At 68.1% G+C, this 25,163-nt stretch carries 29 protein-coding genes and 5 pseudogenes; 14 read left to right on the plus strand and 20 right to left on the minus strand.

The window, feature by feature from the left end:
• Positions 1-140 precede the first annotated feature (140 nt).
• Positions 141-1,010, minus strand: a complete 870-nt coding sequence (locus P2L57_RS17940) for an arabinan endo-1,5-alpha-L-arabinosidase (protein ID WP_275815618.1) — start codon at positions 1,008-1,010, stop codon at positions 141-143.
• A 675-nt stretch (positions 1,011-1,685) separates the two neighbouring features.
• Here P2L57_RS17940 and P2L57_RS17945 point away from each other — a divergent pair.
• On the plus strand, positions 1,686-1,991 hold the full coding sequence (locus tag P2L57_RS17945; RefSeq protein WP_275815620.1) for a hypothetical protein: 306 nt from the start codon (positions 1,686-1,688) through the stop codon (positions 1,989-1,991).
• Positions 1,992-2,062: 71 nt separating this feature from the next.
• Here P2L57_RS17945 and P2L57_RS17950 read toward each other — a convergent pair whose 3' ends face one another.
• The 4 genes and pseudogenes from P2L57_RS17950 to P2L57_RS17960 all read right to left on the minus strand — a co-directional run bounded on the left by P2L57_RS17950 (position 2,063) and on the right by P2L57_RS17960 (position 4,240).
• Positions 2,063-2,680, minus strand: coding sequence for a transposase (locus P2L57_RS17950; protein WP_372515743.1), 618 nt, complete (start codon positions 2,678-2,680; stop codon positions 2,063-2,065).
• Between the two features lie 58 nt (positions 2,681-2,738).
• Positions 2,739-2,903, minus strand: a pseudogene (locus tag P2L57_RS41120) (YciI family protein); the annotation flags it as partial.
• 354 nt (positions 2,904-3,257) lie between these two features.
• Positions 3,258-3,368 (minus strand): annotated as a pseudogene (locus tag P2L57_RS17955) (IS5/IS1182 family transposase); the annotation flags it as partial.
• Between the two features lie 149 nt (positions 3,369-3,517).
• A complete protein-coding gene (locus P2L57_RS17960; protein WP_275815622.1) occupies positions 3,518-4,240 on the minus strand; it encodes an AraC family transcriptional regulator in 723 nt (240 codons plus the stop codon).
• 6 nt (positions 4,241-4,246) lie between these two features.
• Between P2L57_RS17960 and P2L57_RS17965 the strand changes: the two genes are divergently transcribed.
• Positions 4,247-4,618 (plus strand): DoxX-related protein, encoded by a 372-nt coding sequence (locus tag P2L57_RS17965; protein ID WP_275815624.1) that lies wholly within the window; start codon positions 4,247-4,249, stop codon positions 4,616-4,618.
• A gap of 625 nt (positions 4,619-5,243) precedes the next feature.
• Here P2L57_RS17965 and P2L57_RS17970 read toward each other — a convergent pair.
• Positions 5,244-5,666, minus strand: a complete 423-nt coding sequence (locus P2L57_RS17970; protein ID WP_275815626.1) for a hypothetical protein — start codon at positions 5,664-5,666, stop codon at positions 5,244-5,246.
• A gap of 186 nt (positions 5,667-5,852) precedes the next feature.
• Here P2L57_RS17970 and P2L57_RS17975 point away from each other — a divergent pair, with 186 nt between their 5' ends.
• The gene (locus tag P2L57_RS17975) at positions 5,853-6,593 is read left to right on the plus strand and encodes an alpha/beta fold hydrolase (RefSeq protein ID WP_275815769.1); all 741 of its coding nucleotides are present in this window, start codon (positions 5,853-5,855) and stop codon (positions 6,591-6,593) included.
• Between the two features lie 459 nt (positions 6,594-7,052).
• On the opposite strand, the pseudogene P2L57_RS17980 reads toward P2L57_RS17975, so the two are convergent.
• A pseudogene (locus tag P2L57_RS17980) lies at positions 7,053-7,170 on the minus strand (transposase); the annotation flags it as partial.
• 132 nt (positions 7,171-7,302) lie between these two features.
• Positions 7,303-8,265, minus strand: coding sequence for an NAD(P)-dependent alcohol dehydrogenase (locus P2L57_RS17985; protein WP_275815640.1), 963 nt, complete (start codon positions 8,263-8,265; stop codon positions 7,303-7,305).
• Between the two features lie 144 nt (positions 8,266-8,409).
• Here P2L57_RS17985 and P2L57_RS17990 point away from each other — a divergent pair, with 144 nt between their 5' ends.
• From P2L57_RS17990 to P2L57_RS18005, 4 genes are all read left to right on the plus strand, one after another.
• Positions 8,410-9,084, plus strand: coding sequence for a TetR/AcrR family transcriptional regulator (locus P2L57_RS17990; protein ID WP_275815642.1), 675 nt, complete (start codon positions 8,410-8,412; stop codon positions 9,082-9,084).
• Between the two features lie 249 nt (positions 9,085-9,333).
• Entirely contained in the window at positions 9,334-10,107 is a 774-nt protein-coding gene (locus tag P2L57_RS17995) for a DUF1963 domain-containing protein (protein ID WP_275815644.1), read from the plus strand.
• Between the two features lie 219 nt (positions 10,108-10,326).
• Positions 10,327-11,166, plus strand: coding sequence for an amidohydrolase family protein (locus P2L57_RS18000; protein WP_275815646.1), 840 nt, complete (start codon positions 10,327-10,329; stop codon positions 11,164-11,166).
• Between the two features lie 32 nt (positions 11,167-11,198).
• Positions 11,199-12,185 carry a hypothetical protein gene (locus P2L57_RS18005; protein WP_275815648.1) on the plus strand — a complete coding sequence of 329 codons (987 nt, stop codon included), beginning with the start codon at positions 11,199-11,201 and terminating at the stop codon, positions 12,183-12,185.
• Here P2L57_RS18005 and P2L57_RS18010 read toward each other — a convergent pair whose 3' ends face one another.
• Positions 12,186-12,476, minus strand: coding sequence for an MmyB family transcriptional regulator (locus tag P2L57_RS18010; protein WP_275815650.1), 291 nt, complete (start codon positions 12,474-12,476; stop codon positions 12,186-12,188). It abuts the gene before it with no gap.
• 73 nt (positions 12,477-12,549) lie between these two features.
• Between P2L57_RS18010 and P2L57_RS18015 the strand changes: the two genes are divergently transcribed.
• A complete protein-coding gene (locus P2L57_RS18015) occupies positions 12,550-12,882 on the plus strand; it encodes a MerR family DNA-binding transcriptional regulator (RefSeq protein WP_275815652.1) in 333 nt (110 codons plus the stop codon).
• A gap of 33 nt (positions 12,883-12,915) precedes the next feature.
• On the opposite strand, the gene P2L57_RS18020 is transcribed toward P2L57_RS18015, so the two are convergent.
• From P2L57_RS18020 to P2L57_RS40770, 3 genes are all read right to left on the minus strand, one after another.
• On the minus strand, positions 12,916-13,758 hold the full coding sequence (locus P2L57_RS18020) for an NAD(P)H-binding protein (RefSeq protein ID WP_275815654.1): 843 nt from the start codon (positions 13,756-13,758) through the stop codon (positions 12,916-12,918).
• 66 nt (positions 13,759-13,824) lie between these two features.
• Complete coding sequence (locus P2L57_RS18025) at positions 13,825-14,541, minus strand: SDR family NAD(P)-dependent oxidoreductase (RefSeq protein ID WP_275815656.1); 717 nt, start codon at positions 14,539-14,541, stop codon at positions 13,825-13,827.
• Positions 14,538-15,080 carry a DUF6351 family protein gene (locus tag P2L57_RS40770; RefSeq protein WP_372515749.1) on the minus strand — a complete coding sequence of 181 codons (543 nt, stop codon included), beginning with the start codon at positions 15,078-15,080 and terminating at the stop codon, positions 14,538-14,540. Before P2L57_RS40770 ends, P2L57_RS18025 begins: the two co-directional genes overlap by 4 nt.
• Positions 15,081-15,082: 2 nt before the next feature.
• On the opposite strand from P2L57_RS40770, the gene P2L57_RS18030 reads away from it, so the two are divergent.
• The 3 genes and pseudogenes from P2L57_RS18030 to P2L57_RS18040 all read left to right on the plus strand — a co-directional run.
• A complete protein-coding gene (locus tag P2L57_RS18030) occupies positions 15,083-15,355 on the plus strand; it encodes a hypothetical protein (RefSeq protein ID WP_275815658.1) in 273 nt (90 codons plus the stop codon).
• Positions 15,319-15,819, plus strand: coding sequence for a peptidylprolyl isomerase (locus tag P2L57_RS18035; RefSeq protein ID WP_275815660.1), 501 nt, complete (start codon positions 15,319-15,321; stop codon positions 15,817-15,819). Before P2L57_RS18030 ends, P2L57_RS18035 begins: the two co-directional genes overlap by 37 nt.
• A 123-nt stretch (positions 15,820-15,942) precedes the next feature.
• Positions 15,943-16,286: pseudogene (locus tag P2L57_RS18040) on the plus strand (transposase); the annotation flags it as partial.
• 275 nt (positions 16,287-16,561) lie between these two features.
• On the opposite strand, the gene P2L57_RS18045 reads toward P2L57_RS18040, so the two are convergent.
• Positions 16,562-16,837 (minus strand): Atu4866 domain-containing protein, encoded by a 276-nt coding sequence (locus tag P2L57_RS18045; RefSeq protein WP_275815662.1) that lies wholly within the window; start codon positions 16,835-16,837, stop codon positions 16,562-16,564.
• A gap of 445 nt (positions 16,838-17,282) precedes the next feature.
• On the opposite strand from P2L57_RS18045, the gene P2L57_RS18050 reads away from it, so the two are divergent.
• Entirely contained in the window at positions 17,283-18,101 is an 819-nt protein-coding gene (locus P2L57_RS18050) for an HpcH/HpaI aldolase/citrate lyase family protein (RefSeq protein ID WP_275815664.1), read from the plus strand.
• Positions 18,102-18,290: 189 nt separating this feature from the next.
• Here P2L57_RS18050 and P2L57_RS18055 read toward each other — a convergent pair whose 3' ends face one another.
• Together P2L57_RS18055 and P2L57_RS18060 are read right to left on the minus strand one after the other, a co-directional pair.
• Positions 18,291-19,172 carry a helix-turn-helix transcriptional regulator gene (locus P2L57_RS18055; protein ID WP_275815666.1) on the minus strand — a complete coding sequence of 294 codons (882 nt, stop codon included), beginning with the start codon at positions 19,170-19,172 and terminating at the stop codon, positions 18,291-18,293.
• 24 nt (positions 19,173-19,196) lie between these two features.
• On the minus strand, positions 19,197-20,159 hold the full coding sequence (locus P2L57_RS18060) for a helix-turn-helix transcriptional regulator (protein ID WP_275815668.1): 963 nt from the start codon (positions 20,157-20,159) through the stop codon (positions 19,197-19,199).
• A 399-nt stretch (positions 20,160-20,558) separates the two neighbouring features.
• Between P2L57_RS18060 and P2L57_RS18065 the strand changes: the two genes are divergently transcribed.
• Positions 20,559-20,879: a hypothetical protein gene (locus P2L57_RS18065; protein ID WP_275815670.1), complete on the plus strand. Its 321-nt coding sequence runs from the start codon at positions 20,559-20,561 to the stop codon at positions 20,877-20,879.
• A gap of 94 nt (positions 20,880-20,973) precedes the next feature.
• On the opposite strand, the gene P2L57_RS18070 is transcribed toward P2L57_RS18065, so the two are convergent.
• The 5 genes and pseudogenes from P2L57_RS18070 to P2L57_RS40775 all read right to left on the minus strand — a co-directional run bounded on the left by P2L57_RS18070 (position 20,974) and on the right by P2L57_RS40775 (position 24,796).
• On the minus strand, positions 20,974-22,317 hold the full coding sequence (locus P2L57_RS18070; protein WP_275815672.1) for an MFS transporter: 1,344 nt from the start codon (positions 22,315-22,317) through the stop codon (positions 20,974-20,976).
• 65 nt (positions 22,318-22,382) lie between these two features.
• Positions 22,383-22,562, minus strand: coding sequence for an Atu4866 domain-containing protein (locus P2L57_RS18075; RefSeq protein WP_275815674.1), 180 nt, complete (start codon positions 22,560-22,562; stop codon positions 22,383-22,385).
• Between the two features lie 391 nt (positions 22,563-22,953).
• Positions 22,954-23,299, minus strand: a pseudogene (locus P2L57_RS18080) (transposase); the annotation flags it as partial.
• Between the two features lie 62 nt (positions 23,300-23,361).
• Entirely contained in the window at positions 23,362-24,204 is an 843-nt protein-coding gene (locus tag P2L57_RS18085; RefSeq protein ID WP_372515744.1) for an endo alpha-1,4 polygalactosaminidase, read from the minus strand.
• Positions 24,205-24,355: 151 nt separating this feature from the next.
• Positions 24,356-24,796 carry a transposase family protein gene (locus P2L57_RS40775; RefSeq protein ID WP_372515750.1) on the minus strand — a complete coding sequence of 147 codons (441 nt, stop codon included), beginning with the start codon at positions 24,794-24,796 and terminating at the stop codon, positions 24,356-24,358.
• 172 nt (positions 24,797-24,968) lie between these two features.
• Between P2L57_RS40775 and P2L57_RS18095 the strand changes: the two genes are divergently transcribed.
• Positions 24,969-25,112, plus strand: coding sequence for a hypothetical protein (locus tag P2L57_RS18095; protein ID WP_275815679.1), 144 nt, complete (start codon positions 24,969-24,971; stop codon positions 25,110-25,112).
• Positions 25,113-25,163 lie beyond the last annotated feature (51 nt).

Here is a 25,163-nt window from a genome sequence, read left to right on the forward strand (position 1 = left end):
CGGCCGTGCCGCTTGACACTTGCTCGCGCGCTTCCGATTCTGGGCGGCGACGAGACCCGCCGGGGCCGCCCGCGCTGGGAACAGGACCCGGGAGCCGGCAAGTGGGTGGCGCCACGGTGAGTTGACTTCACCGAGACCGATTAGTACACGTAAGGCCACCCGTTGTTCCACCCCAGGTAATTGATCCCCAGCTCGGGAGTGCCGTTGGCCCGGCCGTCGTAGTAGTGGTAGATCAGCAGGTCGTGGTTGTCCGCGTCGTCGTGAACAACGGACTGCCCACCTGGGCCGATCACCCAGTTGTCGTGCGTGCCGAGCAGCAGACTGCCGCCGTCTCCGACCAAATTGCGTCCGGCTTGGTCGATGTAGGGGCCGTCGGGTGAGGTCGAGCGGCCGACATGGATGCTGTAGGTGCTGTTGACGCCCTTGCAGCAGTAGTCGAAGGACACGAACAGGTAGTAGTAGCCGTCCTTGTAGTAGACGAAGGGCGCCTCGACCGGGTCGGGCCAGACGTGCAGCCGCTGCGCCAGATGGCGGATCCGGGTGTCCGTGATCGACGGTCTTCCGGTCTGGGGGTCGAGTGCGATCATGTAGATGCCGAGCCTGAACGACCCGAACGTCAGCCACCATTTGCCGTTCTTGTCCACCAGCAGGTTGGGGTCGATGGCGTTGAAGTCAAAACCCGGGTAGGGGGAGGTGAGGATGGGCGCTCCGGTGTCCACCCAGGTGCCGGGCTGTCCGGTGTCACTCGTGGCGAGCCCGATCCCTGAGTTGTTGGAACCGAAACTGGACACCGAGTAGTACATCCAGTACTTGCCGTTGTGGAACGAGACATCCGGTGCCCACACGTCGTTGGAGGAGCTGAACCGGCTCCACCAGGCCGGAACGTGGTCGAAGGCGGGTCCCAGCCGCCTGAAGTTGATCCGGTCGTCGGATACCCGGAGTTCGACCTGATTGTGCGTGGAGGCGACCAGGTACTGCCTCCCGACCTTCACCATGGAGGGGTCGTGCACGGACGTGTCCCCGCTGACCGCTCCCGGCAACGGCCAGGCCTGCACGGCAGCTGCAGCCGGTCTCGTCTGCACGGCAGTCGGCAAGGACATGACCAGTGCCGCGACGGCGACCAGCGCGCGTACACGATGACCGCTTCCCCCACCGGCCCGCTTCCCAAGGCCACCAAACAAGGTGATCACCTTCCTCTGCCCTCGTGTCGGGCTCGCCCAAGGATGACCACTGGGTTCGTTGAGAACCGCATGGCCAATTCCTCCGTTACCGGACCCTGTTGCTCTCCCGGTAGGACACCGCATGCCGTCAACCGCCGACAGGGCTCGGGTAAGGAATTCACCGGATCGGCGCGCGCATCGGTCGCACGTGCCATTCCGCTTGCTCCCTCTGGCCGAGGCCCCCCGGGGCTCCTCCCGGTATGCGCCCAGGGCGATGCGCTGAGCGGTCTCGGTGAAGTCAACTCACGGCAATCCACGCGGTCAGCAGGAAGCCTGTCTCGGAACTCGTGGACGGCGCTGCCATGGGCGGAGTTGTTCACCGGGATTTGCCACGTCAGTTCCCAGCAGCGCCTGGCGACATCCAGGCGGCTGGGGAGATCCGCAAGGATGGGCTGACCCCTTGCGGCCCGACCGATCGTTCGGTTAGCTTGCGGGGGCAACTGGCCCCGAACGGTGAGTCAGCAGATGACGCAGGCAGACACGGAGCGCACCGAGGAGGGCGACGACCTCCGCACCCGGGTCGCCGACGTGCTCCGAAGTCTGGCGCTCGACGAGCAGTTGAAGGCGCAGATACCGACCGACCCGGTGCTCGGCCCGCTTGTCCGGCGCGCAGCCCGCCGGTACGTGGCGGGCGAGACGGCGTCCGAGGCGTTGACGCGTATCGCCGAGATCAATCGGCGTGGGCATCGCGCCACCGTGGACTACATGGGCGCGGGAGTACGTCGTGTACGGCACCGAGTGATGGCTGTACGTCTGCAACCGGATCGCTGAGGAACCCGAGCGGCTCTTCCGCGCCGTTGCCGATGCCGCAGGCGACTAATGGCTGCTTGGTAACGCTGTGATCAGGTCTGGCTGAGTGCGAGGTTGTGCATGTGAGCGACGCTGCTGGTGGCCCAGAACACGCTGTCGCCCTTCAGGCGGCAGTCGCGCAGGATCCTCCAGTTCTTCATCCGGGCGAAGTCGCGGTCGACGCGGGCGCATACCCGGCGATGTGCGGTGTTGTGAGCCTCCTTCCAGCCCGGCAGCCGTTCTCCGGCAGGGCGGCGGTGCGGGATGAGCGTGTTGGTGCCCTGGCAGCCGCCGTCGGCGAGCGCGGTCGCGGCACCGCAGGTGTCATCGATGCCGGACTCAGTGAAGGCGATGCAGTCGTTGCGGCTGCCGGGCAGCGGGCGGCCGACTGCTGGCACCAGCCGGGTCTCGCCCTTGATCAGCACCTGCAGGTTCGACGAGTATCGGTAGTTCTTGCTGGAAGCGGCCAGCGACCGGTCCGGAGTGGGCACCAGGGTGCCGTCGACGATGAGTACCTGGCTGCGGCCCGGTTTACGGCGGGCCGGGGCCAAGGTCAGCAGCGGACCGTGCCGGCTGACGATCCAGCCAACCACCGCCGGAGAGATACCGAACAGCACGGCCAGCTGCCATATGGTCAGGTTCGTGCGGCAGCACACCGCCACCAGCAGCACGCAATCCTCCAAGGTCAGCGCCCAGGGCCGGCCAGTCGATCCGGTGCGACCGCGGGTCCGCCGACCCGGCGGACAGCTCGCCGGTCCCCTCGAGCCGGGCCGCGATGGCGTGCATGTACTGCACGTGCGCCGAGATCTCCTCCGGCGTCCACTGGTCCATGGGCACGTCGTTGACCGAAGCCGGAGCGCCGCGGTAGTGCTTGAGCAGCAAGTACTTGGCCATCGTGTTTCTCCTCGATGCTGTGCGACCCATTTTGGTCGCGTTCACCGCGGGGACGGAGCCGGGCACGGATTCTCGACATCGCCGTCCAAGATTTCTGGGCCCTCGTGGATGAGCCTGGGTGCGCCGTCTCGCGGTGTCCGGGTCCACGGCGTGGTGCGAGGGCGAGACGGAACCAGGCCTTCCAAGATCAGCAGCCACCAAGCAACTGAATCAAGAGAAGGCCTCGCGTGCGTCACTGTGCGTGTGGTCCTGGCGCGTCGCGGTGTGCTCGGACCAATGAGTTGTTCGGCGTGGAGGACATGCACGTCCTCGACGTCACCCGCGATCACCGACCCCGGCCCGCCCAACGGTGTTCTACGTGGTGAGGCGGACGAGGCGTTTGTAGCAACAGAGTGTCGTTGCGAGGCCGAGAAGGGCCAGGTAGTTACAGGGGGCGCCTTCGTAGCGTGGTGACGAGCTGCGGTGGGGCCGCTCGGCGTGCTGAGCGCGGGTGCGGCCCCGTGCCTCGGCGGTGTACCGGTCCATGGGGCGGCGGTCAGTGCTTCATCTCCCCCTCGTTTCCGTGCCGTGCGACCCCTTCGACCAGCCTTCCGGGTCGACTTCGCCAGCCGGGGTTAGGACCGCAGGGCGCGCAGTGAGCCGGGCGTGCGGCCACCCAGAGCCACTGCGGTGCGCACCAGATGCGCTTGGTCGGCGAACCCGGTTCGTGCGGCGATGTCGGCGGCCGGATGAAACGGGATCTGCAGCACGGCCTCACGAAGCCGATGCCAACGGCGCAGCATGGTCAGCGAACCTCCGAGCTGCTGAACGGACAGCTGGCGCAGCCGTCGTGCTGATATGCCGACCACGCCCGCCAACTCGTTGATGTCGGCATCGGAGTCCAGGAGGTCCAGCACTTGTCGCAGTCGCGGGTCGACCGGCGGCGCGTCCCCGAGGACTTCGCGCAACGCCCCACGCAGTCTGAGTGGATCCAGCTCTCCACGTGCTGCCGTCTGGAGCCGGCGAACCTGGGCGTGCTCCATGGCGTGGACGCACGCCTGCATGGCGGTATCGATCCGGTGCGGGTCGACCCAGAGCGAGGTGAAACCGGCAGGGCAGTGGACCATGCGCCGGATCCGTGGCGCGATCACGATCCCGAACGCGGTGGTCACCCTTCCGCGGTGGTCGGTGACCAACAACGGACCGTCCCAGGAGAGCACCAGCTGCCACGCCGGGTTGTGGTGCGCAGCAGTCGTGTGGCCCGAATCCTGTGTGTAGCGGGCGAACTCGGAGCAGACCGCGGCGGACGACGTATTGCCGTTGCGTTCAAGACGCCAGGACCGGAGTCGATCGACCATGCCATCATGTTGCCATTTGCCACTGTGATGCTCGGTGTTCTGCTCGGCGGTACGGGCTTGCTGCACTGGGTTAGGCCTGCCGCCTTCCGTTCTCTCGTACCGGACTGGATGCCGCTACCCCGCGCCATCATCGCCGCGTCGGGTGCTCTGGAGATCGCTCTGACCGCAGGCTTGTTCCTGCCGTCGGTACGCGCAGCGGCGGCGATGGGAGCCGGCGCCCTCTTCCTCGCCTATCTGGTCCCTCATGCCGACGCGTTCCGGCGCGTGTCCCGTGCCACAACCTGGTCCGACCGGCCCATCGGTATCGCCGTTCGGCTCGCCGTCAATCTCGGCTACGCCGGGTGGGCGTTTGCCGTGGGACGTGAGTTCCTTCGTTGACCTCCACGGCAACGTGCTCCGCCACCAGCTAACCGTCCTGGAGCGGCAGTTGCATGGGAGGCGGGTGCGTCTCCCGCCCGAGGAACGGGTATTCCTCACCACGCTGCTCAAGTCATTGCCATGCGAGGTGCTTCGACGCCTGCGGCTCCTGGTGCGGCCAGGCACGACCATCTCACTCACCATGTCATCTGCATGGGCTCCTCGGCGGCGACCCGCGCCATCTCCTGTACGCCCTGCGCGAGTTCGAGAACTTCTACAACGAGCAACGAACTGACAAACCCTTCCAGCGCGAGCAGGTCGACATCGCACCCGCGCAGGTGCGTCCATCAGGCGTGCCCTCGTTCGGCGCGCCTTCACCGAAGGAGCTGGACATGAACGACACCACCTACACCCCTGCCGCCACCTCGTGGCGCGGCCGGACGGCAAGGTCGCCACCGAGGACGGCCGCGTGACGGCGTCGCTGTCCATGCCCAAGGCACTGGGCGGCGACAACGGCCCTGGCACCAACCCGGAGCAGTTGTTCGCCGCCGGCTATGCGGCTTGCTTCAGCGGGTCAGCGGGTCAGCGGGTCAGCGGGTCAGCGGGTCAGCGGGTCAGCGGGTCAGCGGGTCAGCGGGTCAGCGGGTCAGCGGGTCAGCGCGATGATCACGAAGACGACGCAGAAAGCTATGATCCCGCCGGAGCAACCCAGGGTCCGCCCCACGCCCAGAGTGGTCCTGGCGTTGCCCGGGGGGTGGGCCGTCGCTTTCTCAGGGTGCTCGGCGGTGTAGTGCACGGTGGCGAAGGTGCCTTTGCCCCGCGTGGCTGGTCCGCCCCTCTCGTCGAAGCGCACGGTCCGGCCCTCACGTGTCGTGAACTCGTAGACGTGGTACAGCTGCGGGGTCTCCCCGCTGAACTTCGTGTACGTACGCAGGCAGCGCGCCTCCGCCGTCAGCCCGCTGTTCCAGGCCCGCTCGACCTCTCTGGAGCGGTGGACCGTCTTGACCGACATGGACAGCGCCTTGGCAATGATCGCCGCGGGTACCAAGAGCAGCGCAATGTCCATCATCACTGTTCCCCGGCGTCCGACGCGCGCACCCCGCCCTGCCCGTTGCTACGGCGGTGTGCGCAGACGTTACCGGACCGGCAAGCAGCACGTGATCCGGCGGACGAGGAAGGACTTCCCGATCAGGAAGTCAAGCAGCCGCCGTGACTGGTCAGGGCCACGAAGTCAGCCGAGCAGGGGGAAGGGCAAATCGGCAATCCCGAGACGGCGGCTGTATGGGCCCCGTTGCTCGCTGAGCTCGACCGCGCCGGTTCGCCACGTGCCGGACTGGTCTGCCTCTCGCCGCCTGGATTCGGCGCGCCCCTGCCGGCCGGGTTCGGCGCGACGGTCGGCGAATATCGTGACTGGCTGATCGATGCGCTGGAGGACCTCGGGGAACCCGTCGACCTGGTCGGCCACGACTGGGGCGGCGCACACGTTCTGAATGTCGCCGTCAGTCGGCCGGAGCTGCTGCGTAGTTGGGCGAGCGACGTCATCGGGATATTCGACCCGGGCTACGTCTGGCATGAGTCGGCCCAGCGTTGGCAGACCCCCGGAGCCGGAAAAGCCGACGTCGCCGAGCGGTTCGGCGGGGCCGTCGAGACGCGCGTCAGGTCGCTCGTCGAGCTCGGCATGAGCAGGCCGGTGGCCGAGCGGATCGCCGCGGCACAAGGCGAGACGATGGGCCAGGCCGTGCTCGCGCTCTACCGCTCCGCCGCGCAGCCGGTGATGGCCGAGCTCGGCCGGTACCTGGAGCATGCGTCGCAGCGGCCTGGCTTGGCGCTCCTTGCCACCGAGGACCACGTGGTCGGCACCGACCGGCAACGCCGGCGCGCGGCCCGTCGCGCAGGCGCCCGCGTCGAGACCCTGAACGGGCTCGGCCACTGGTGGATGACCCAGGACCCCGCGCGTGGCGCCCACGCTCTGACCACGTTCTGGGCGCAGTGCTGACGGGCCGGAGGCAGCAGGCTTCGGCCGCTGGGGCGTCAAGGCCCTGGCCTCGAACGCTGCGGCATCCGCGCCTGCGAGAAGGCCGGTCCCAGCCGCGGCTGCCCTTGGCGACGGTCTCGGATGCCTTGACGCTCAGGGAGTCGCCACTGGGCGTCGTCCAACCTGGATTTGCAGGCCACGGGCTGGCGTGGGCCGAGGCCAGGGTGCTCGTGCCGTCCGGGTGCTGCACCGAGGAGGTGGACCGGTCAGAGTGATTGCGGTGGATAAGGCCCTTGAGCGACCGGGCACCTGGAGGTTCCCTGCTACCACCTTCCTCTGCACCGGCCACCTGTCATATTCGGCGCGCCACACGTTGCCATGTCGTCTCCCTCTCCGGCATAGCGGGTTCGGTCGAAGCCGGTGGGCCGGCCGCCGCGGCTTCCACGGCGTTGCCGATCGGCCCGCTGATCCCGGCGCTCGGGAAGATCCCGTTGATGACCTTGCGGTGGCACGTCCATCGCCCGCCCCGTCCGGTCTTCTTCGGCAAGTACGGCCCAAGCCGGGCCCACTCCCGATCCGGCAGACAACCTCGCCCCACGCCAGCCGGAACGCCGTCAGCACGGCTCGGACACGCGATCCGTCGGACACGCCCACCAACCGCAACGACCCGGTCGGACCGCCCGACACGGCACCAGCCAGTCAGTCAGTCACTCCTTTGTGTCAGCTCCTCTTAGCCGACCCGCACCACGTACTTGCCGCGCACCCCACCGGCCTCCAGGGCCCGATGCGCCGCCCCAATGTCCTCCAACGAGAAGACGGTGTCCACCTTCGGGCTCAGCACCCTGTCCGTCACATGCCGGGCGAGGTCGTCGAAGAGCGTGCGCTTCGGGTTGCCGCTGAAGAAGCGCACACGGCCGCGCCCGTGCACGGTGCTCGCCGCGATGGAACCGACTGAGACCAGGGGGCGCGACAGGTCGAAGGTGATCGTCACCATCCGGCCGCCGGGTTTCAGCAGGCGCCGGTAGGTGGGCAGTTCGCTGCCCACGGTGTCGAGCACCACGTCGAACCGGCCCAGTTCGTGCGGTGCGACCGCCCGGTGGTCGACGGCGTGTCGCGCTCCCAGCCCGCGCACGAAGTCGAGGTTCGCGGCGCGTGCGAGACCGGTGACCTCGGCGCCACGCGCCCGTCCGAGCTGTACGGCCACGTTGCCGACCCCGCCCGCCGCGCCCCGTACGAGCAGCCGTTCGCCGGGGCGCAGCGCGGCTATGTCGCGCAGCGCCGTAACGGCGGTGGTGCCCACCGGCAGTGCGGCGGCCTCCACCAGGTCGAGGCCGTCTGGGACGCGGCCTAGCCGGTCGGGCCGCAACGTCACGTACTCGGCGGCGCTGCCGAACCCCGAGGCGCGGCCCAGCACGCCCCATACCCGGTCGCCGAGCGCGATCCCGGTTGTGCCGGTGCCGAGGGCGGCGACCTCGCCGGTGAAGTCGAGGCCGACGCGCTGCGGGAACTTCCGGCCGGTCACGAATCGGACCCGGCCGGACCGGGCCGCGAGCTCGCCGCCATTCACGCTGAGCGCGCACACACGCACCAGCACCTCCCCTGCCGCCGGTTCGGGGCGCGGCACCCGGCCCACGTACAACACCTCCGGACCGCCGAAGCGGTCGAACAGTGCGGCTTTCATCGTCCGGTCCATCGTCTTCACCTCTGCCAGGGCTGTGCGGGTGTTTCGGCGCCGAGCGTAGGCTGCTAACCGGACACCACCGTCCAGTTATGCCGGAGGTGAGAGACAGTGACGGCGAAATCCTCTCGGATCACGGGCTCTGGCAGGCGACAGACCGTGGCACGAACGGTCGACCCCGGCTCGAAAGCGGAGGAGTGCGGGCTGCGCGCCGACGCGCGGCGCAACCGTCGGCAGATCCTCGCAGCCGCCCGCGAGGTGTTCGCCGAGCACGGCATCGACGCACCGATGGCCACCGTGGCCCGACGGGCCGGGGTCGGCGTGGCGACGCTCTATCGGCGCTTCCCTACCAGAGACGACCTGGTGCGGGCCGCCTTCGCACACCAGATGGAGACCTGCGCCCGGGCTCTCACGGAGGCCGTGGACAACCCCGATCCGTGGCTCGGCTTCCAGCGTCTCGTCGAGACGGTGTGCGCACTGCAGAGCGAGGAACGGGGGTTTCCGGCGGCGTTCGTCACGGCGTTCCCCGACGCCGCGAACGACCATGCGCCTGTACGCGCCCGGGCCGAGCAGGAGTTCGCGACGCTCGTCCGCAGGGCGCAGGCGGCGGGCGCGCTACGCCCCGACTTCCACCCCTCCGACCTCGCCGTGGTCCTGTTGGCCAACGGCGGTCTGCTCGCCGCGCGGCCCGGTGATCGCGCGGCGTCCCGGCGCCTGGTGGCCTACCTCCTCGAAGCGTTCCGCGCCCGGCCCACCCGGGGAGTGCTGCCCCCGCCGAGCGCGGCGCGCCTGGACTCCCTGCCACTCGCCAGCGACACCGCCCGTCCAACCTGATCCACCGGACAGCCCCTGGCTAGCGAGGCAACGCGGCTCGCATCCCTTCGACCGGGCAGGCGCGAACTGGCTCGAACCGGAGCACGCGGGCGGACATCAGCTTGGGAAGCGACGGCGCTTGAACGAGGAAACGCCATCTGACCTGTACCTGTGCGTTCCTGGGCGAATCCGTCCAGGCGTGTGGCGCACCGCAGCCGTGCCGGCAAGACGCAGATCCCGAATGTCAGACCTCGGCCCTATGGTCTCCGCATGGCTGAAGAGACCTTCGACAAAAGGAATCGCTTCCGTGAAGAGGCGGTCAACCGAGGCGTGCCGCTGGCCGAGGTGGAACGGTGGATACGTGCCGTCCGCCCGGCCGCGATCCTGGGGCAAGGCGGGGAGGGGCCGGTCGTGGCGCAGTTGGGCGGCTACCCGATGCTGCCGGTCGGCCCCCCGGACCCCCGGTTCCCCTTCGTCGCGTCAGTCGACTGCGCGACTCTGCCCCGGGAAGCGACGGATCTCCCCCTGCCGTCCGATGGGCATCTGCTGTTCTTCGGCGAGGCCGACGTGGGCTTTGACGGCGTGCTGCCCGAGTTGGTGATGTACGTGGCCGCTGGGACGCCTGTCACGGAGCGAAGGGTCGAGAAGGAGTGGTACACGGTCCTCCCCCACAGTCAACTCCGCGCGGCCTGGTGCGAGTTGTCGGCGCCTACCAGCGGCGAGCTGGAGACCGAGTACCCCCACGCCGACGAACTGGACGGCACATGGACCAACGCGTACGGCTACCGCCTCGGCTCGCTGCAAATCGGCGGATACCCCAAGATCGCTAACTGGGATCCCGTCGGGGTGGCCAGGGAAGCAGCAACCGAGGAGGCCGGCACTGATGAGGAGGCGCTCGATGATGACTGGGTGCTCCTGGCCACCTGGAGCTGCGATGACGACGTGAAAGAACTGGACCATGGCCTGATCCACTGGGTGATCCGGCGGGAGGATCTGGCCGCACTACGCTTTGACCGGGTGTACGTCTACGTGCACATGATCTAATACGTGCTCGCGCGCGGTCGGCTGCCGGCCGCGCAGATCCGCGACCTCGCAGCGCTGCGCGAAGGGGCCGAAGTGCGCTTACCGGACCGGCCACATGCCAATCACCCTGGTCCGCGGCCAAGCCGACTGCACCTGGGACGAGCGGCTGAACGAACTCGGGCCGGCTGGAAGTTCTGCGTCCCGATCACACGGAGAAGTCCGAGCTTCTCCCGTGCATCGGTGCTCTCGGTCGGGAAGAACGCCAGGGCGGGCAACGAGGCCATGGGACAGATGATCGCCGATCATCCCGGCCGCTTCGGCGCGTTCGCGCTGCTGCCGCTGCCGGATGTCGACGCGGCCCTGGCAGAGATCGACTACGCGCTTGACGTCCTGCGCCTGGACGGCGGCGGGATGTTCAGCAACCACGAAGGCGACTGCCTCGGCGACCCGGCCTTCGAGCGAGTCTTCGCGAAACCCGCGGAGCGCGACGCGCTCGTCCACGTGCGCCCGACCGCGCCGTCGGGCAAGGACCAGCCGACCTTCGGACTGCCGATCGCGCTCTACGAGTACCCCTTCGACACCACCCGCATGATCGCGAGCCTGGTGTGGGGCGGCACCCTGGCTCGCTACCCCGGGCTACGGCTGATCACCTCGCACGCCGGCGGAACCGTTCCCTGCCTTGCCGAACGCCTCGCCGTGGCCGGCGCCAACTTCAACCCGAAGCTGGAGGTACGCGACGCGCTGCGGAATCCGTACTACGACGTCGCGTTGTCGGCCAACCCGCACACCTTGGCCGCGCTCTCCTCGTTCGCCCCGACAGAGCCACATCCTCTTCGGGACGGACTACCCGTTCATGCCCGAGGAGAAGACGCCGCAGCCGTTCTCCAGCTCCGCACCCTGGCCGCCGACAGTGACCTCGACGCCTACCTGCGCTTCCATGCCGCGCGTGAGCACCAGCGCCTCCGTCTCACTCCCAACCAGCAGCAATACGGCCTCAGCGGCTCATCACGATCTTCCCTCGACCGAACCGCACCCCATCCAGGAAGGCGATGTGTCATATGCGAAAAACTCACCTTGTAGGTACCTGGCCAGGCCTGTCCGCGCCGGATGCCATGACCACAGCTCTCCGGCGTGTTGGCGCGCACCTTCTTCGTATGACTGACGGCGAGACTGGAGACCGAGCGGTCTGGGGCTCGCGCACCATCGAATGGCTCCGCGCGAACCCCGATGTCGAACTGATACACGACGGCGTCTACGCCGACTACGGGACGGGCCCGCTGTTCCGCGTGCGTGAAGACCGAACGTTGGACCCGAGGAATCTGCACCTCAACTACTTCCACACGTTCGTCGAGAGCTTCCCGGCTTTCAAATACCTCCGTGATCAGGCCGGCCATTCCGACATCAGATTCCAGGTCGGTCTGCCTGCCCCGCTCGACCTCACCATGCTGGCTTTCGGCATGGACGTCGCTATGTCCGACCGGGTGATCCCGCAGGCATGGGCCCAGGCGACCATCGACCAGGTCAACCGCATTGTCGGCGAAGCGGAAGAGCCGGTGGTGTTCCAGCTCGAAACGCCCGCCAGCCTGCTGGCGGTGATCGGGGCACCCGACGAGGCCAAGGAGGCGGTGGCCAGGCAGCTGGCACACGACCTGCATGAGATCATGGCAGGCGCTCGTGAGGGCACTCATTTCGGCGTCCATCTCTGCCTCGGCGATCTCCAACACAAGGCCCTCGCCGAGATGCCCGACGCGCTGCCGCTTGTGCTGCTGGCCAACGCCATGGCTACCGGCTTCCCGGAAGGACGGGTCCTCGACTACATCCACGTACCGTTCGCGGCGGCGAACAAGCCGGGATCCTTCGAGGAAGACTGGTACCGGCCGCTCGAAGCGCTCACGTTGCCTCCGGAGGTGCGTTTCGTGGCGGGTTTCATCCACGAGAGCATCACCATCGAGGACCATCGCGGCCTGCTGCACATGATCGAACGGCTCGCCAGGCGCGAGGTGGACGTGGCGGCCGCCTGCGGCCTGGGCCGACGCCCCGACCCCGCGCAGGCGTGGGACGCGATGGACAAAGCCATCGCGCTGATCAACGGTGACTGATCAGCAGCGACCGAATTCAGTGGCCGACGGACCAGCGACTACTGCCATTCGCAGCTTGGTCTCGTCCGCGCTCCCGGGCGCGGCAATCGTGATCACAATCTTGAGTTCGGAGTTACCGTCGGTCAGCACATCGCAGTCCGCTGCGACCAGTCCCACCGAGGGGTGCTCAACCGTTTTGTGGTCCTCACGATGAGTGGCCACCGTACCGATCGCCCGCAGTTCGGCCCCGGCCGTATTCTCCCAGCTCAGCAACTTCCCTTCAGAGGATCCGCACCCGTGAACAACAGCCATGACCGTAGGACTTCGAGTCGACTCTGAATCAAGGCGGGGAACCGGGCCATGACAGAGGACCACGGGCGATCGCATGGTCAGCATCGGTGAGGTGAGCAAGCGCACGGGAATCTCGACGCACACGCTTCGCTTCCATGAGAAGGAGGGGCTGTTCTTCGACCCCATCCGGATCTGTTACGAGCCCGTGGGAAGTGGGAGCGGAGCATTGGGCGGCGAGGGGCTGACCTTGGTAGCGGGTGGCGGATACGTCATGTGGTCGTCGCTCGTCCAGCCTGTGCACTTTCATCACGCGAGGGCTGTGAGCGGACGGCGCCTGGCCGAATCGCGGAGTTGGGAGCCGCATTGGTTTTGTCGGCTCCCAACTCCGGACCGCTCCCCGAGCAGCCCTTTGCTCGTCCCGCGCTGACGGCCGCTCCGCCGATGCGCGGTGAGCCGGGCCTCAGCGGAAGGCGTCGACGTTGCGTTCACACCAGTCGCGGAAGGTCCCGGGGGCTGCTCCGGTGATGTTCTCGACGTCGTCGGTGACGAATCCGGCGCGGCCGGCGCGGAACAACTCGTTCAGGCTCTCCATGGCGTGCGCCTGCTCGGGCGGAGTTCCTCGCCGAATGGCAGCCTGGGCGAACTCGTGCGGAGTGACGTCCTCGAAGTCGATCGAACGCCCGGTCACCTCGGCGATGATCTCGACCTGCTCGCGCGCGGTCAGGGCCTGCGGACCAGTGAGGAAGTACCCCTTCCCCACGTGACCGTCTTCGGTGAGGGTGGCCACGGCGACGCGTGCGATGTCTTCCGGGTCGATGACCCCCTGCCGGCCGTCCCCGGTCGTGTCGACGACCTTGCCCGCTCGGATGGAGTCGAGCCACCACAAGGCGTTGGACGCGAAGCCGTTGGGCCGCAGGTAGGTCACACCAAGGCCGGACTCGCGCATGATCTGCTCGCGAGCCGCCAGAGCAGCCTGGATGGGGCCCTGCGGGAACAGGCGCGCGCCGACGGAGGATTGCAGGACGATCCTCGGCGACCCCGCGGCTCGTGCGGCGTCGATCATCTTCTTGGTCTGCTCGGTCCCGCCGCCGACCTGCATCAGGAAGACGGCCTCGACGCCCTGAACCGCCTTCGCCACGCTTTCGGGGTCGTCGAGATTGCCGACGGCGAGCTCGATCCCGGCCGGGAGGCCGGCCGCTCGGGAGGGGTCACGCACAAGGGCCCGGACGCTGTGGCCATGTTCGTGCAGCTGCCGAGCAACGGGGCCGCCGACGTTGCCAGTTGCTCCAGTGACGAGGTACATCTTCAGTTCCTTTCGGGTTGGTGGTGAAGACGTTGGTGGTGACGTCGGTGAAGACGTTGGTGGTGATTACCAGGGCACGTCGCCGTCGCGATCGGCGAAGGTGCCGGTAGGGCCGCCGGGTGCGCTGAGGGCGTAGGCGATGGCGTCGGTGCCGTCCTGGACCGAATGGCCCTGTCCGCCGCTGAGGTCGGTCGCGGTCATGCCGGGGTCCGCGACGTTGATGCGGATGTGGGGCAGCAGTCGCGCGAATCGCGCGGTCATCATGTTGATCGCGGCCTTCGACGCGCCGTACAGCGGAGTGCCCGCCACCGCTTCGATGCGGTCCAGGTCGTGGAAACGCCGGAACGACCCCAGCCCACTGCTGACGTTCACGATCCGCGGGTCGTCGCTCTTCTCCAGCAGCGGCAGGAAGGCATGGATGAGGCGGATGTAGCCGACGACGTTCGTCAGCAGCACCTCGGTCATGTCGTCCGCCGTGTAGTCCTGCGGGTCACGCAGCGGGCCGGTGATGCCGGCGTTGTTGACCAGCACGTCGAGGTGCCCGTCGGTCCGCTCGATGGAGTCAGCGGCGAGACGGACCGACTCGTCGCAGGTCACGTCCAGTTCGAGGAAATGCGCGCCGACACCGTCGGCGGCGGCCTGTCCACGCTCACTATTGCGGGCGGCGAGGTACACGCGGTATCCGGCCTCGACCAGACGCCGGACCGTCTCCAGACCGATGCCCTTATTGGCGCCGGTGACCAACGCGACGGGTGCGGATGCGCTCACGGATTCTGTGCTCATCTTCGGCTCCTTCCTGGTCCTTCCTGTCGGTCGCATATCGATCCTGGCGCTCGGTCGATCGGGCAGCGTGGCCCAGTCCGGGCCCCCCACGCCGGCGCGGGGGCGTGCCCAAAGCTGCCGGTGGTGCCGTCGCCATAGCTGAGCCATGCACCCAACGGGCGCACCTGGTCTACGCCGGGGAGCTGGTAGTCGCAGACGCCGCCGGGGAAGATGGCGTGCAGTTCGGCCTGCTGGGCCGTGGTGAACGTGACGGTGTAGTCCGCGAAGTCCATCGGCCGCTGCCGGCACTTGAGCACGTCGGAGGTCAACGGTTCACCGGCGACCTGGCGTGGTGAGGCGGCGACCGGATAGGACGCGGCGCACGGGCCGGTGACGGGGTCGGTCAGCGGGCATGTGATGCGGTCGCCGGCGGACAGGTAGCAGCCGCTGACCAGGCCGGCCGGCTTGTCGTCGGCGATCTTCTGGGTCAGGGTGCGGCCGCGGTCCGGACGGTCATCCTCCGACCCTCCGGACCCCTTTCGCGTGCGCTTCTGACCCAGGCTTGACCTGGATCTTCGGGTTCGCCATCACGGCAGGCGGCGGTGAGGGCAGCCTGGCCATCGCTCTGCTCGGCGGGTGCTGGTTCCCGCTGGCGATGACGGTGGCGTCCGTCCTCGTCGCCCTGGCGCATCTGCGCCGTCACCGCGCCGACATCCTGAACCCGTCACGAAATGCCCACGTCAGGACGTTAAACTCCCAGCTCGAAGAATTCCGTTATCCAACCGAAGGAGCGCAGACATGGCCGAGACCGGAGCCAACGTCTACTTCGACGTGACCGTGAACGACGAGCCGTTGGGCCGGATCGTGTTCAAGCTGTACGACGACGTCGTGCCGAAGACCGCGCGGAACTTCCGCGAGCTGGCCACGGGCGAGAACGGCTACGGCTACGCGGGCTCGACGTTTCACCGCGTCATCCCTGCCTTCATGCTCCAGGGCGGTGACTTCACCAACCACAACGGCACCGGCGGCAAGAGCATCTACGGCGAGAAGTTCGAGGACGAGAACTTCCAGCTGAAGCACGACCGTCCGGGCCTGCTCAGCATGGCCAACGCAGGCCGCAACACCAACGGCTCGCAGTTCTTCATCACGACCATCGTCACCGACTGGCTGGACGGCAAGCACGTCGTCTTCGGCGAGGTCGTCGAGGGCATGGACGTCGTCAAGCAGATCGAGGCCCTGGGCTCCCGCACCGGCGCCCCCAGCGCCAAGATCGCCATCAAGGAGTCGGGCACGCTGTAAGGATCCAGCCAAGTCACCTCACGAAGCTAAGCTCGTTCTTTGCCTTCCGGCCTCGGACCGTGTTTCGAACTTGCTCGGCCCACCTGGGAGTTCGCCGGACGCTATGGCGGCCTTCGCTTGATCATGTGCTCCGACCAAGGAACGCACGTGATCGAGACGAAGGCCGTGATAGCGAGTCTGCTGCCTGACGACGTGGGGAAGAAAGCGATAGCGGAAGCGTCACGCTTCCGGGGTGGATTGGGGCGTGTCTGACCGCTCGGCGCGATGAACTGTTCGAGTCGGCGGACTCGGTGCTGTGTGCGGACGGCCCTGTGAAGTCACCGGTGGATCTGACCTTGGTGCCCGAACACCGGCGTGGACACGGCGCGTTGTACGGCGGCCTCAACCACGGCCGGATCGACGTTGGTCGACTGCGGACCCTGCTGGCTGGCCTGCCGCTGCCCCACTTCGACGGCAGGCGCCTGGTCCGGCCGCGATAATATGACCGAGATGGCCCAGGTCGAGGCTCATCAGCAAGCGGATTGGTCCTCGCAGAACAGCCCTGCCACCCGGAGCCGTCAAGCCCCGCCACTTCCCGGGAGCCAGTCTCTCCTCTTGCGGTAGGAGCTTGACAGCCGCACCACGGTGGTTAGCGCTTCAGCCGCCACTGACCCACCGGCACCCGGCGCAGGTAACCGGCCCGGACGCTGTCCCGGCGGACCAGGCCCGGTTCAGGACCGTGGAGTGCGCGGGGTTCGGGGGTTCAGACCGCTCGCGGCAGGGGTTGTTCGTTCTGGCGGTAGAGGATCAGGTGCTCGTGGTAGAGGACGCCGTCCCGCACGTCGCCGGTCGCGGTGAAGCCGGTGTCGTCGAGGTAGTCGATGTGGGTACCGGTGACGGTGTAGCTGCCGGTGTACGCGCTCCTACGCTTGCCGCGCGCTTCGTCGTACCGGCCGTCGGGCAGCAGCTCCTGGCGGATGAACCCATCGGCGGTCACCCACATGCCGACGTAGGGATGCGGGCTGTTGTTACTGGTCATGGCACCATCCTGGCCCTCGCGTCAGGTCGGAGCCAGGCCGTGCTGTGTCCGGGTGCGACACACCCACCCATCGTGCCCGCGCCTCAGCGTCCGTCGCACGGCGGGGCGAGGCGGGGCGGCCGATCAAAGGCGCCGACCGCACCCAGACCTCTCCATTCCGCCGGTCGGCTCCGTGCGGACGGCAGCCACTGGACGTGACGGTCGTGGGCTGGGATGGCTGCGACCGCATCGGCCCGGTGCACGAGGGAGACTCCCTGGACAGCACGGTGACAGTGGAGTCGACCCATCCACTACCCGGATCGGGAAGCATCCTCTGGCTCGGGGTAGGGGTGAACGCGCGGTCCGGTGACTCCGACGAGCCGCGCCCGGTGCTCCGTTGGAGGTGCGCGGTCGTCATGGCCTGACCACCGCCCCCCACGAATCATCGAAGTGGAGACCGATCAGCATGCTGGATCCGCAGCCCCTGAGCGCCGCGCGTACCTTCTTGTTCGTTCCCGCCGACCGGCCCGAGTGCTTCGCCAAGGCCGCCCGCAGCGGCGCGGACGCGGTCGTCCTCGACCTGGAGGACACCGTGGCACCGGAGGCGAAAGGCGTCGCTCGCGCGAACGTCAGTGCATGGTTGCACGAGGGGCACGATGCTGTCGTCCGAGTCAATGCGGTGGGCAGCCCCTGGTATGAGGACGACCTGAACGCGCTCGTCGGTGCCCCACAAGCCGTCATGCTCCCGAAGGCACAAGAGGCCTGCGAGGTCAGTGGCACGCTGGACCGCCTGGCGGCAGCATCGCTCGTCATCCCACTGGTCGAAACCGCGGCCGGTGTCATCGCGGCTCGCACCCTGTGCGCGGTGCCCGGCGTCGTTCGCCTCGCGTTCGGGCATCTTGACCTCGCCGCCGAACTGGGCGTCGATCCAACGTCGCGGCAGGCGCTCCTGCATGCCCGGAGCGCGCTCGTCCTCGCTGCCGCGGCGGCAAGCCGCGCCGCACCCGTGGACGGAGTCACGACCGACGTCCGTGATCCCGCTGCGGTCGCAGATGATGCCCGCCACTGCCTCGAATTGGGATTCACCGGCAAGTTGTGCATCCACCCCGGCCAAGTCGCCATCGTGCACCAGGTCATGGCTCCCTCGGAAGCCGAACTGGCCTGGGCACACCAGATCATGGCCGTCGCGAGTACGGGTGGTGTGACTTCGCATGCTGGTCAGATGATCGATCGCCCAGTGATGCTGCGAGCCCAAGCCCTGATCGACCGCGCCGGGCGGCCCTGAGCTCTGCTCGCCTTCGCGTGCCACTTCCGCGATGCCCCGCTTCCGCTCTTCGGAGCTCACCCCACCCACACCACTTTCCGCCGACTGGTCGAAGCCCCCGGTATCGGCGGCGATCAGCACGAAAACACGTGGGCGTTGCCTGCGCACTGTGCGGCAGCCCGGCTGAGCGGCGCCCGGCCATCGGATGGATCAGAGGCGGGACGGCCGGTCCGTCCGGGCAGGCTCGGAGTGCTCGGCTATTCCGGCCGTGTCTACGGACTCTTCGGCGAGCGAGCGGAGCAAGGCGAAGGCCTCCGCCGTGGGAGTCGCCGGTTCCGCCTGGTAGACGACCAGCTGCTGGTCAGGGGCGCTGTTCACCGTGAAGGCACTGAACTGGATCTCCAGAACACCCACTTGGGGATGTCTGAGGGTCTTTCCCTCCTGCTTCTTGCCCTTGACCTCATGGCACGCCCACAGAGCCGAGAACTCCTCGCTCCCCGATGAGAGCTCCTCGACGACCTCAGTGACCCTCGTCGATTCGGGATCGAATCCGTACGCCGCACGGAGCTCAGCGACGCACGAGTGTGCGGCGCGTTCCCAGTCCTGATAGAACTCCCGGCCGGCCGGGTCGAGGAAGACCATACGAGCCAGATTGTCGGCGCGCTCGAATCCGCTGTGGAGCGCTGTGGCCACTCGGTTGCATGCCAGGATGTCCAAGGCAGGGCCGAGCACGAAGGCCGGTGTGTCGGGCCAGCTTTCCATGAGCCGCAACAACTGCGGACTGACGTGGGTCCGGCCCGGCGACGTACGACGGACCGCAGCAGGGGCAGCCAGCCTCCGCAGATGGCCGGCAGCCTCGTCTTCCAGTTTCAGGGCTCTGGCCACGGCGTCGATGACCTGCGGGGACGGATTGGTTTCACGTCCCTGTTCGAGGCGGATGTAGTAGTCGTTGCTCACCCCAGCCAGCAGCGCCACTTCTTCCCGTCGCAGTCCCGCGACGCGGCGATGTCCGACGTCCGGCAGCCCCACATCCTGCGGCTTCAGAGCCTGTCGCCGTGCTCTGAGGAACTCGCCGAGGGGAGTGCCACTCATTTCTTCAGGCTAGACGATCCTGCGTCACAGCCACGAAAGCCGGCGATCCGGATCCGTTTCGATGATGGCGGATCCGTACTCACGGCCTGCCCCGGACGGCAGTTGGCGACCGCTCCTGCGGGCCGTGCCCTCCGGGACGTCGACGGGGCTATTGGTCCAGCTGGCCAGGAGGCGCAAGGCCGTTTCGGACGCCGAACCGGGTTCTGTCGTGTAGATGCACAGGATCTGGTCTTCCTCGGAGGGGAGCGCCATCGCCTGGTAGCTGACGGTGACCTTCCCGACCACGGGGTGGTGGTAGGACTTGGCTCCGTCGGTGTGTTCATACACGTTCCGCTCGGCCCAGTGGCGGCGGAAGCAGTCGCTGTGGACGGAGAGTTCCCCGACGAGTTCGTTGAGCAGCGGGTCGTCGGGGTGGCGGCCCGCATCCATGCGCAGCATTGCCGCGGTGTCGGAGGCCACGGTCCCCCAGTCCGCGTAGAGGTCGCGTGCGTGATCGTCCAGGAAGACGAACCGCGCCAGATTACGTTCCCGCGCCGGCAACGCGTCGAAGTCGGCGATGAGGGCCTCGGCGAGGCGGTTGGCGGCCAGGACGTCGGTGCGGCGTCCGAGCACGAAGGCAGGGCAGAACGCACGGTCCACGGCGTCCAGGAGCTGGTATGTCGCGCGGCGGACGCGCTGCGGCCGGGGCGGGTGGCTGCGCGGCGGAGGGGGGTCGGGTGTGGCCAGGTCGAACAGGTGGGCACGTTCGGTGTCGTCCAGGCGCAGGGCTCGTGCGAGCGCGTCGAGCACGGGGGGCGAGGCGGTGCGGGCGCGACCCTGCTCCAGACGCGTGTAGTAGTCGGAGCTGACACCGGCCAGGTGAGCCAGTTCCTCGCGGCGCAGCCCCGGGACACGGCGCCGCGTCGTGTCCGGCATACCGGCCTGCGCGGGGGTCAGACGCGCGCGGCGCGAGCGGAGGAATTCACCCATTTCTAGGTTTTTGTTCATGCGCCCAGTGTGTGCCGCCACCGCGGACGTGGGGACCGCTGAGGGTGGCCGTGCGACACCCAGGATGTGCAGGGCGACGATAAGCCGTCCACGCGGCTGTTTGTGGTGATTCGGTGGTTGTCAGACGGCTGAAACAGCTCCATTCCATCCCCAGCCGGCAAAGAGCAAGAGAGGCCTCTGGCAATGGCTATCCTGACCGTCGATACACTCCCTGCCGATCCAGCGGGAGCAGCCAGAACCGACGACCCCGTGCCAGCCACCACCCGGGTGTGGGACCCTGCCGGGGCCACGGGAACGCCCACTGCGCGCCCTCCCTACGCTCTCGGGGTTCTGGGGAGCGCCCGTGTCTGTACCGCGGAGGACGCCACGGTAACCGCGGCACCCCAGGCAACGGAACGAGTGCGGCCTGTAGTGCGGGCCCACCCGGAATCCGACCTCGACGCCGGTGGGACCGCGCACCCTCCCCGGACCGCTGACGACGGCGACCAGCAGTGGCTGGTGGGATTCCGCTTCCGTACGCCGACGGGCTGGCTGGTGCGGCACTACTACCTCATCACCCAAGCCGAGGACGAGACCCACGCCATCCGGCTGGCAGGACAGCGTGCCCGCAGCGCGCCCGAGCGCAAGGCCCACGACTACGCCGCACTCGACGAGCGCTGGGCGGAGATCCGCCGGATCCGGCGTGATGCCCTCGGCTACTGGCACCTTTCTGCGCTCTAGCTTGATCTTTATCCACGGGCTTCGAGTGGCCGGGGACGCACCTGACGCGGATCTCTGAGCTGGTGATCCGGCACCTGGCCGCCGAGCAGGCACGCTATTCCTGACGACCGAGGGCCTGACCTCGGGTGAGATCGTCGCGCGCCTCACGCAGGTGTACGGGATGAGCGCCGTCGGCCCGGTTCGTCTTTCGGTGGCTTCCCCGAGCGCGGTGGGTGGTCTCATCCTGAGGCCGAGCCCGGCGTGTGTCCTCAGCCGCAGCGCGCCAGGCTCCCAGCGCCGCGATCGTGCCCGCTGCAAGGATGCCAGCCACTACCCGCAAGATCATGGCAAAGCCCGTCGGGGCGAGGGTGCCAGCCAGCACCGGCCCCAGGCTGGCACCGATGAACATTCCGCAGGCGTACAGCGCCAGCGCGGCGCCGCGTGTCTCTCCGGCGGCGGCGCCGACGGCCTCCACCACCGCCGGGGCGGCCGCCGCAACGCCCGAGACGAACACCAGCAGCACCGCGGCGAGCGCCAACGTCTGGCCCCCCAACACGGATGCGGCCGCGACGGCCGGCACGGTCAGCGCCATCGCGGAGGCCACCCTCGGCAGCGCGGACCATCGGCGCAGCAACGGGGTCAGCAGCGGTACCGCAACCAGGGCGGGCAGTGCCGCCGTGCGCAGCGCGAGCACCGCTCCGGGCGATCCGGCCACGCTGGGCGGACCGGCCAGGGCGACTGCGGTGTACAGAGCAACGAAGCTGCCCATCAGTGCCACCGTCACCGCGTACAGTGCCAACAGCCGGGGCCGGGACAGCAGGCGCGGCATCGCGGTGAACGCGGCACGGAAGTCGGCCGTGGCGTCGCCGCCCCCGCCGTGCAGCACGGCTCGGGCCACTGGAACGGCGCCCGCCATTGCGGCGGCGCCCAGCAGGAACACTGGTCGCCAGCCCAAAGCCGATTCCACCGCCTGCGCGGCGATCTGCATCAGCACGGCCGACGCCAGCATCCCGCTGGTCAGGCAGGTGAGTGCGACCGGGCGGTGGGCCGGGGCCAACCGCCCAGCGGTGTACGACAGTGCGGCGGGCGTGAAGGCGGAGGCGGACAGGCCCTGGACGGCTCGCAGCGTCATCGCCCAGTCCAGGCCGGGTGCGGCGGCAACTGCGGCGGTGGCGACCGCGCACGCGGCCAGACCACCAGTGATCATGGCGCGTTGACCGAAGCGGTCGGCCAGTGGGCCGGTGAACAGGAAGCCGGTGGCGTAGGCCAGACCGAAAGCAGTGGCGGTCCAGGTGACTTGACCGCCGCTGACGCCGAAGTCAGCGGACATCGGGTCGATCAGTGCGAGTACAACGTACATCTGGCCGACGACCAGGATGCCGAGGGCGGTAAGCAGGGTGACGGTACGTCGAGCCGGCACCCACGGCGCGGCAGCTGGGCTGGAGGTGGCGAGGGGCATGGCGGAAGGCTCCGGTGGGACGGCGGCCGGATGCCCGCGTGGGGGCGCCCGGCGCGGCGGGGTGGTCAGGGGCGGGTGAAGCGGTAGCCCGCGTGGTGCAGCACCTCGCCGTCGAACTCGCCGAACGCCCAGAAGCCGAGATCGTCGAGATAGTCGATGCGGGTGCCGTCGATCCAGGAGCGGCCCTGGTATGCACTGGGCCGGGCGGACACCTCGGCGACCTCCATCCTTCTGACTCGCGCCATGGCTAACCAGGCCGGTCTGCTCCTGGGTGCGCGGCACCCAGCGCACCGGTCGGGGCCGGTCACGAGTCACCCACCCATGCGCGTCGCCGCCTGTATGCCTCCGCCACGGCGATCGAGGCGATCACACCAGGCGCGCAGAACGCTGTACGTGCGGATACTGCATCCGCGCTGTTCAGAGGCCTGACGCACGGCCAGGGGTGCGTGGCTGACGTCTACGCCTCTTGTGCGGGAGCCTCTTGGAGCTCGTCGGCCAACTGCGAGCCGCGAGAACGGGAGAATCGCTCCCGCCCTCACACAACAACCCTTACGGGACGCCGTTTAAAGCGTGTTGCAGAAGGCCCTGAACAGGCTTCCTGATGTCGTTGTCAAGCCGTAGCGGTCGATGGCGGTGTGGCCGTGTGGCGGTGTAGCACCGTCGGTCACGGATCAGGGCCCACAGGACGTTGACGCATCGGCGGGCGAGGGCGAGCACGGCCTGGACGTGCTTCTTCCTTTCGGCGCGTTCAGGCTGCCGCCGATAAAGGCGAGGAACTCGACGCCGAGGATCGGGCCGATACCGGGGACGCTTTCGACGGTGTCCGCGAGTTCGTGCTCGCGAAATCGGCCCTCGATGGGCTTGTCGGTCTCGGCAATCTACTCGTTGAGGGACATCGCCTCCTCGGCCAGGGTGTGGACCAGCTCGCGATGGTCTTCTCCCCGGGGACGGCGGTGTGCATGCGGGCGACGGCCTGGGCGGCGTGGTGGAGGCCGTCGCCGCGCTGGCGGCATCCCGGTGAACGTCTCCACCCACACTCGTCGATCAGCCCCCAATACCCCACCCATACAAGGGAAATGCCCTGATCACGGCCTTCTGCAACACGCTTTGGCACGTCTTGCGGACATAGTTCTTGTCGTCCGGGGTTGATACGTCCCTGTCCCGGCGGACGATGCTCAATCGGCTGCCGAAAGTGGAACATGCCTTACGCATGCCCGGGTCGGTGTACTCGATCACCACGACGTGGTCATCGAAAGCGGACGCGTACCTGCCGCACTCGTCGTGCTCGGCGCACTCTTCGGCGACGGCGAAGTCCAGGTTGGTCCGGGACCGGCTGTCTGCGAGCTCTACGGTGTTCTTCTGGCCGATGGCCAAGCCCCGGGCGTGCGCGTGCCCAGCCAGCGACGTGATGAAGGCTTTGGCGTCGTCCGCGGTGAGCAAATTGTTGGAACGGGTGTAACTGTCGTAGTTATCAGGCTCGATGGCGTTGAAACCCTTGTCTGAGCATTCGTCGATCCAATTGTTGACCTTGACTGCCACGCGCTCGCGTTTGGCGGCGGTGCTGATGTCCAGCAGCGCCTCGTTCCAGTCCGGGTCCATGACGACCCGACCGTCCGCGTCACGCAGCAGCAGATCGGCGGGCCACTCGCGTTGCGCGTCCGGCTGGGCCTGGAAGGCGTTCACATAGCAGATGTTGTACAGGCTGGCCGCCGGGGATGCCGTGTGATCGCGGGTGACGACTACGACGCCGGGCGGCGGGGGGTAAGCACCGCCGATTTGGTAGTCGAAGCCAGCGTGGACAGGGGGCAGGCGCACCGCAGCGGCACTTGGCCGCGGCGAGTCGCAGGCGGCCAGCACAGTGACGGTTACCGCGACGACGGCGAGCACGGCCCCTGCCCAGGAGCGTCGGACATCGACGGCATGATCAGCGCTGATGGTGCACTCCAATCACATCGTAGGTGCGTCCCCGCCACGGACTACCGGTGTGCGGCATGTCGTCGGTGATGGCGAAGGTCCGATAGCTGTGGCCGTGCAGAAGTCAAACGGTTACCCGGACCGGTAGGTCACGCAGATTCCCGCCTCCTTCGGCGCCGTGGTACCGCCTCCAACACGCGGGTCGAACGGCCGGATGGAAGCGGGCGGTTGGATCCGGGAGCGGGGCCTCGTTGAGGACGAGTGCGGCGCGGGCGATGTCGCCGATCCGGCTGGGGCTGAGCGTGGTGCGCTGCAGTGTGCGCCATCGCTGCTTGAGTTCGGCGGCGGTGCGTTCTCCGAGGGCTCTCACGTGTCGCAGCAGGGTGCTGAACATGAGGGTGTCGACGTGAAGTGCCTGTTCGGACTTGCCCTTTGGGCGGCGGACGGGGATGCGGATGCCGATGCCCGCGCCGATGGAGCCCTTGTCGGCCAGGGTCGGGAGGCCATCGGCCGCCGCCTTGTACAGAGCGGGCAGGGCGTGGATGCGGGCGGCGGTTGATGTCAGGGGTGGAGCCGGGTTCGACGTCGGAGACCCGCAGCGGGGTGCCGTCGGGCGCGGACGGGAACTGGATGTTGCCGCCGAATGCTTTGTGCTTCTGGCTGAACCACAGGTCGTTGCCGTTTTCGCGGACGCCCGTGAGGCGGTCGGACTCGATCAGCGTGCCGTCCAGGATGACGTGCGACATGCCCTCGCGGTGACATCGGGCCGGGACTTCGTGCAGGTCGGGAGCCTGGTCGGTGAGGACGTCGATGCCTTCGTGCAGGTAGCGGTAGCCGGTGTCCTGGGGCACTCCGGCGTCGCGGGCCAGCTACGGACATGATCTTGTGGTGAGACCTGTTCTACCAGGGGCTTTACGTCTGCTCGAAGCCAG

The organism is Streptantibioticus ferralitis, from assembly GCF_029223525.1.
In the GTDB taxonomy this organism is placed as follows: domain Bacteria; phylum Actinomycetota; class Actinomycetes; order Streptomycetales; family Streptomycetaceae; genus Streptantibioticus_A; species Streptantibioticus_A ferralitis.

Bases quoted from the DNA above. Each gene is read 5' to 3' on its own strand.
- P2L57_RS17945 (WP_275815620.1), top strand. From the start codon at position 1,686: ATGACGCAGGCAGACACGGAGCGCACCGAGGAGGGCGACGACCTCCGC.
- P2L57_RS17960 (WP_275815622.1), bottom strand. From the start codon at position 4,240: ATGGTCGATCGACTCCGGTCCTGGCGTCTTGAACGCAACGGCAATACG.
- P2L57_RS17965 (WP_275815624.1), top strand. From the start codon at position 4,247: ATGTTGCCATTTGCCACTGTGATGCTCGGTGTTCTGCTCGGCGGTACG.
- P2L57_RS17970 (WP_275815626.1), bottom strand. From the start codon at position 5,666: ATGATGGACATTGCGCTGCTCTTGGTACCCGCGGCGATCATTGCCAAG.
- P2L57_RS17985 (WP_275815640.1), bottom strand. From the start codon at position 8,265: ATGGACCGGACGATGAAAGCCGCACTGTTCGACCGCTTCGGCGGTCCG.
- P2L57_RS17995 (WP_275815644.1), top strand. From the start codon at position 9,334: ATGGCTGAAGAGACCTTCGACAAAAGGAATCGCTTCCGTGAAGAGGCG.
- P2L57_RS18005 (WP_275815648.1), top strand. From the start codon at position 11,199: ATGACCACAGCTCTCCGGCGTGTTGGCGCGCACCTTCTTCGTATGACT.
- P2L57_RS18010 (WP_275815650.1), bottom strand. From the start codon at position 12,476: ATGGCTGTTGTTCACGGGTGCGGATCCTCTGAAGGGAAGTTGCTGAGC.
- P2L57_RS18015 (WP_275815652.1), top strand. From the start codon at position 12,550: ATGGTCAGCATCGGTGAGGTGAGCAAGCGCACGGGAATCTCGACGCAC.
- P2L57_RS18020 (WP_275815654.1), bottom strand. From the start codon at position 13,758: ATGTACCTCGTCACTGGAGCAACTGGCAACGTCGGCGGCCCCGTTGCT.
- P2L57_RS18025 (WP_275815656.1), bottom strand. From the start codon at position 14,541: ATGAGCACAGAATCCGTGAGCGCATCCGCACCCGTCGCGTTGGTCACC.
- P2L57_RS18035 (WP_275815660.1), top strand. From the start codon at position 15,319: ATGGCCGAGACCGGAGCCAACGTCTACTTCGACGTGACCGTGAACGAC.
- P2L57_RS18045 (WP_275815662.1), bottom strand. From the start codon at position 16,837: ATGACCAGTAACAACAGCCCGCATCCCTACGTCGGCATGTGGGTGACC.
- P2L57_RS18050 (WP_275815664.1), top strand. From the start codon at position 17,283: ATGCTGGATCCGCAGCCCCTGAGCGCCGCGCGTACCTTCTTGTTCGTT.
- P2L57_RS18055 (WP_275815666.1), bottom strand. From the start codon at position 19,172: ATGAGTGGCACTCCCCTCGGCGAGTTCCTCAGAGCACGGCGACAGGCT.
- P2L57_RS18060 (WP_275815668.1), bottom strand. From the start codon at position 20,159: ATGAACAAAAACCTAGAAATGGGTGAATTCCTCCGCTCGCGCCGCGCG.
- P2L57_RS18070 (WP_275815672.1), bottom strand. From the start codon at position 22,317: ATGCCCCTCGCCACCTCCAGCCCAGCTGCCGCGCCGTGGGTGCCGGCT.
- P2L57_RS18075 (WP_275815674.1), bottom strand. From the start codon at position 22,562: ATGGCGCGAGTCAGAAGGATGGAGGTCGCCGAGGTGTCCGCCCGGCCC.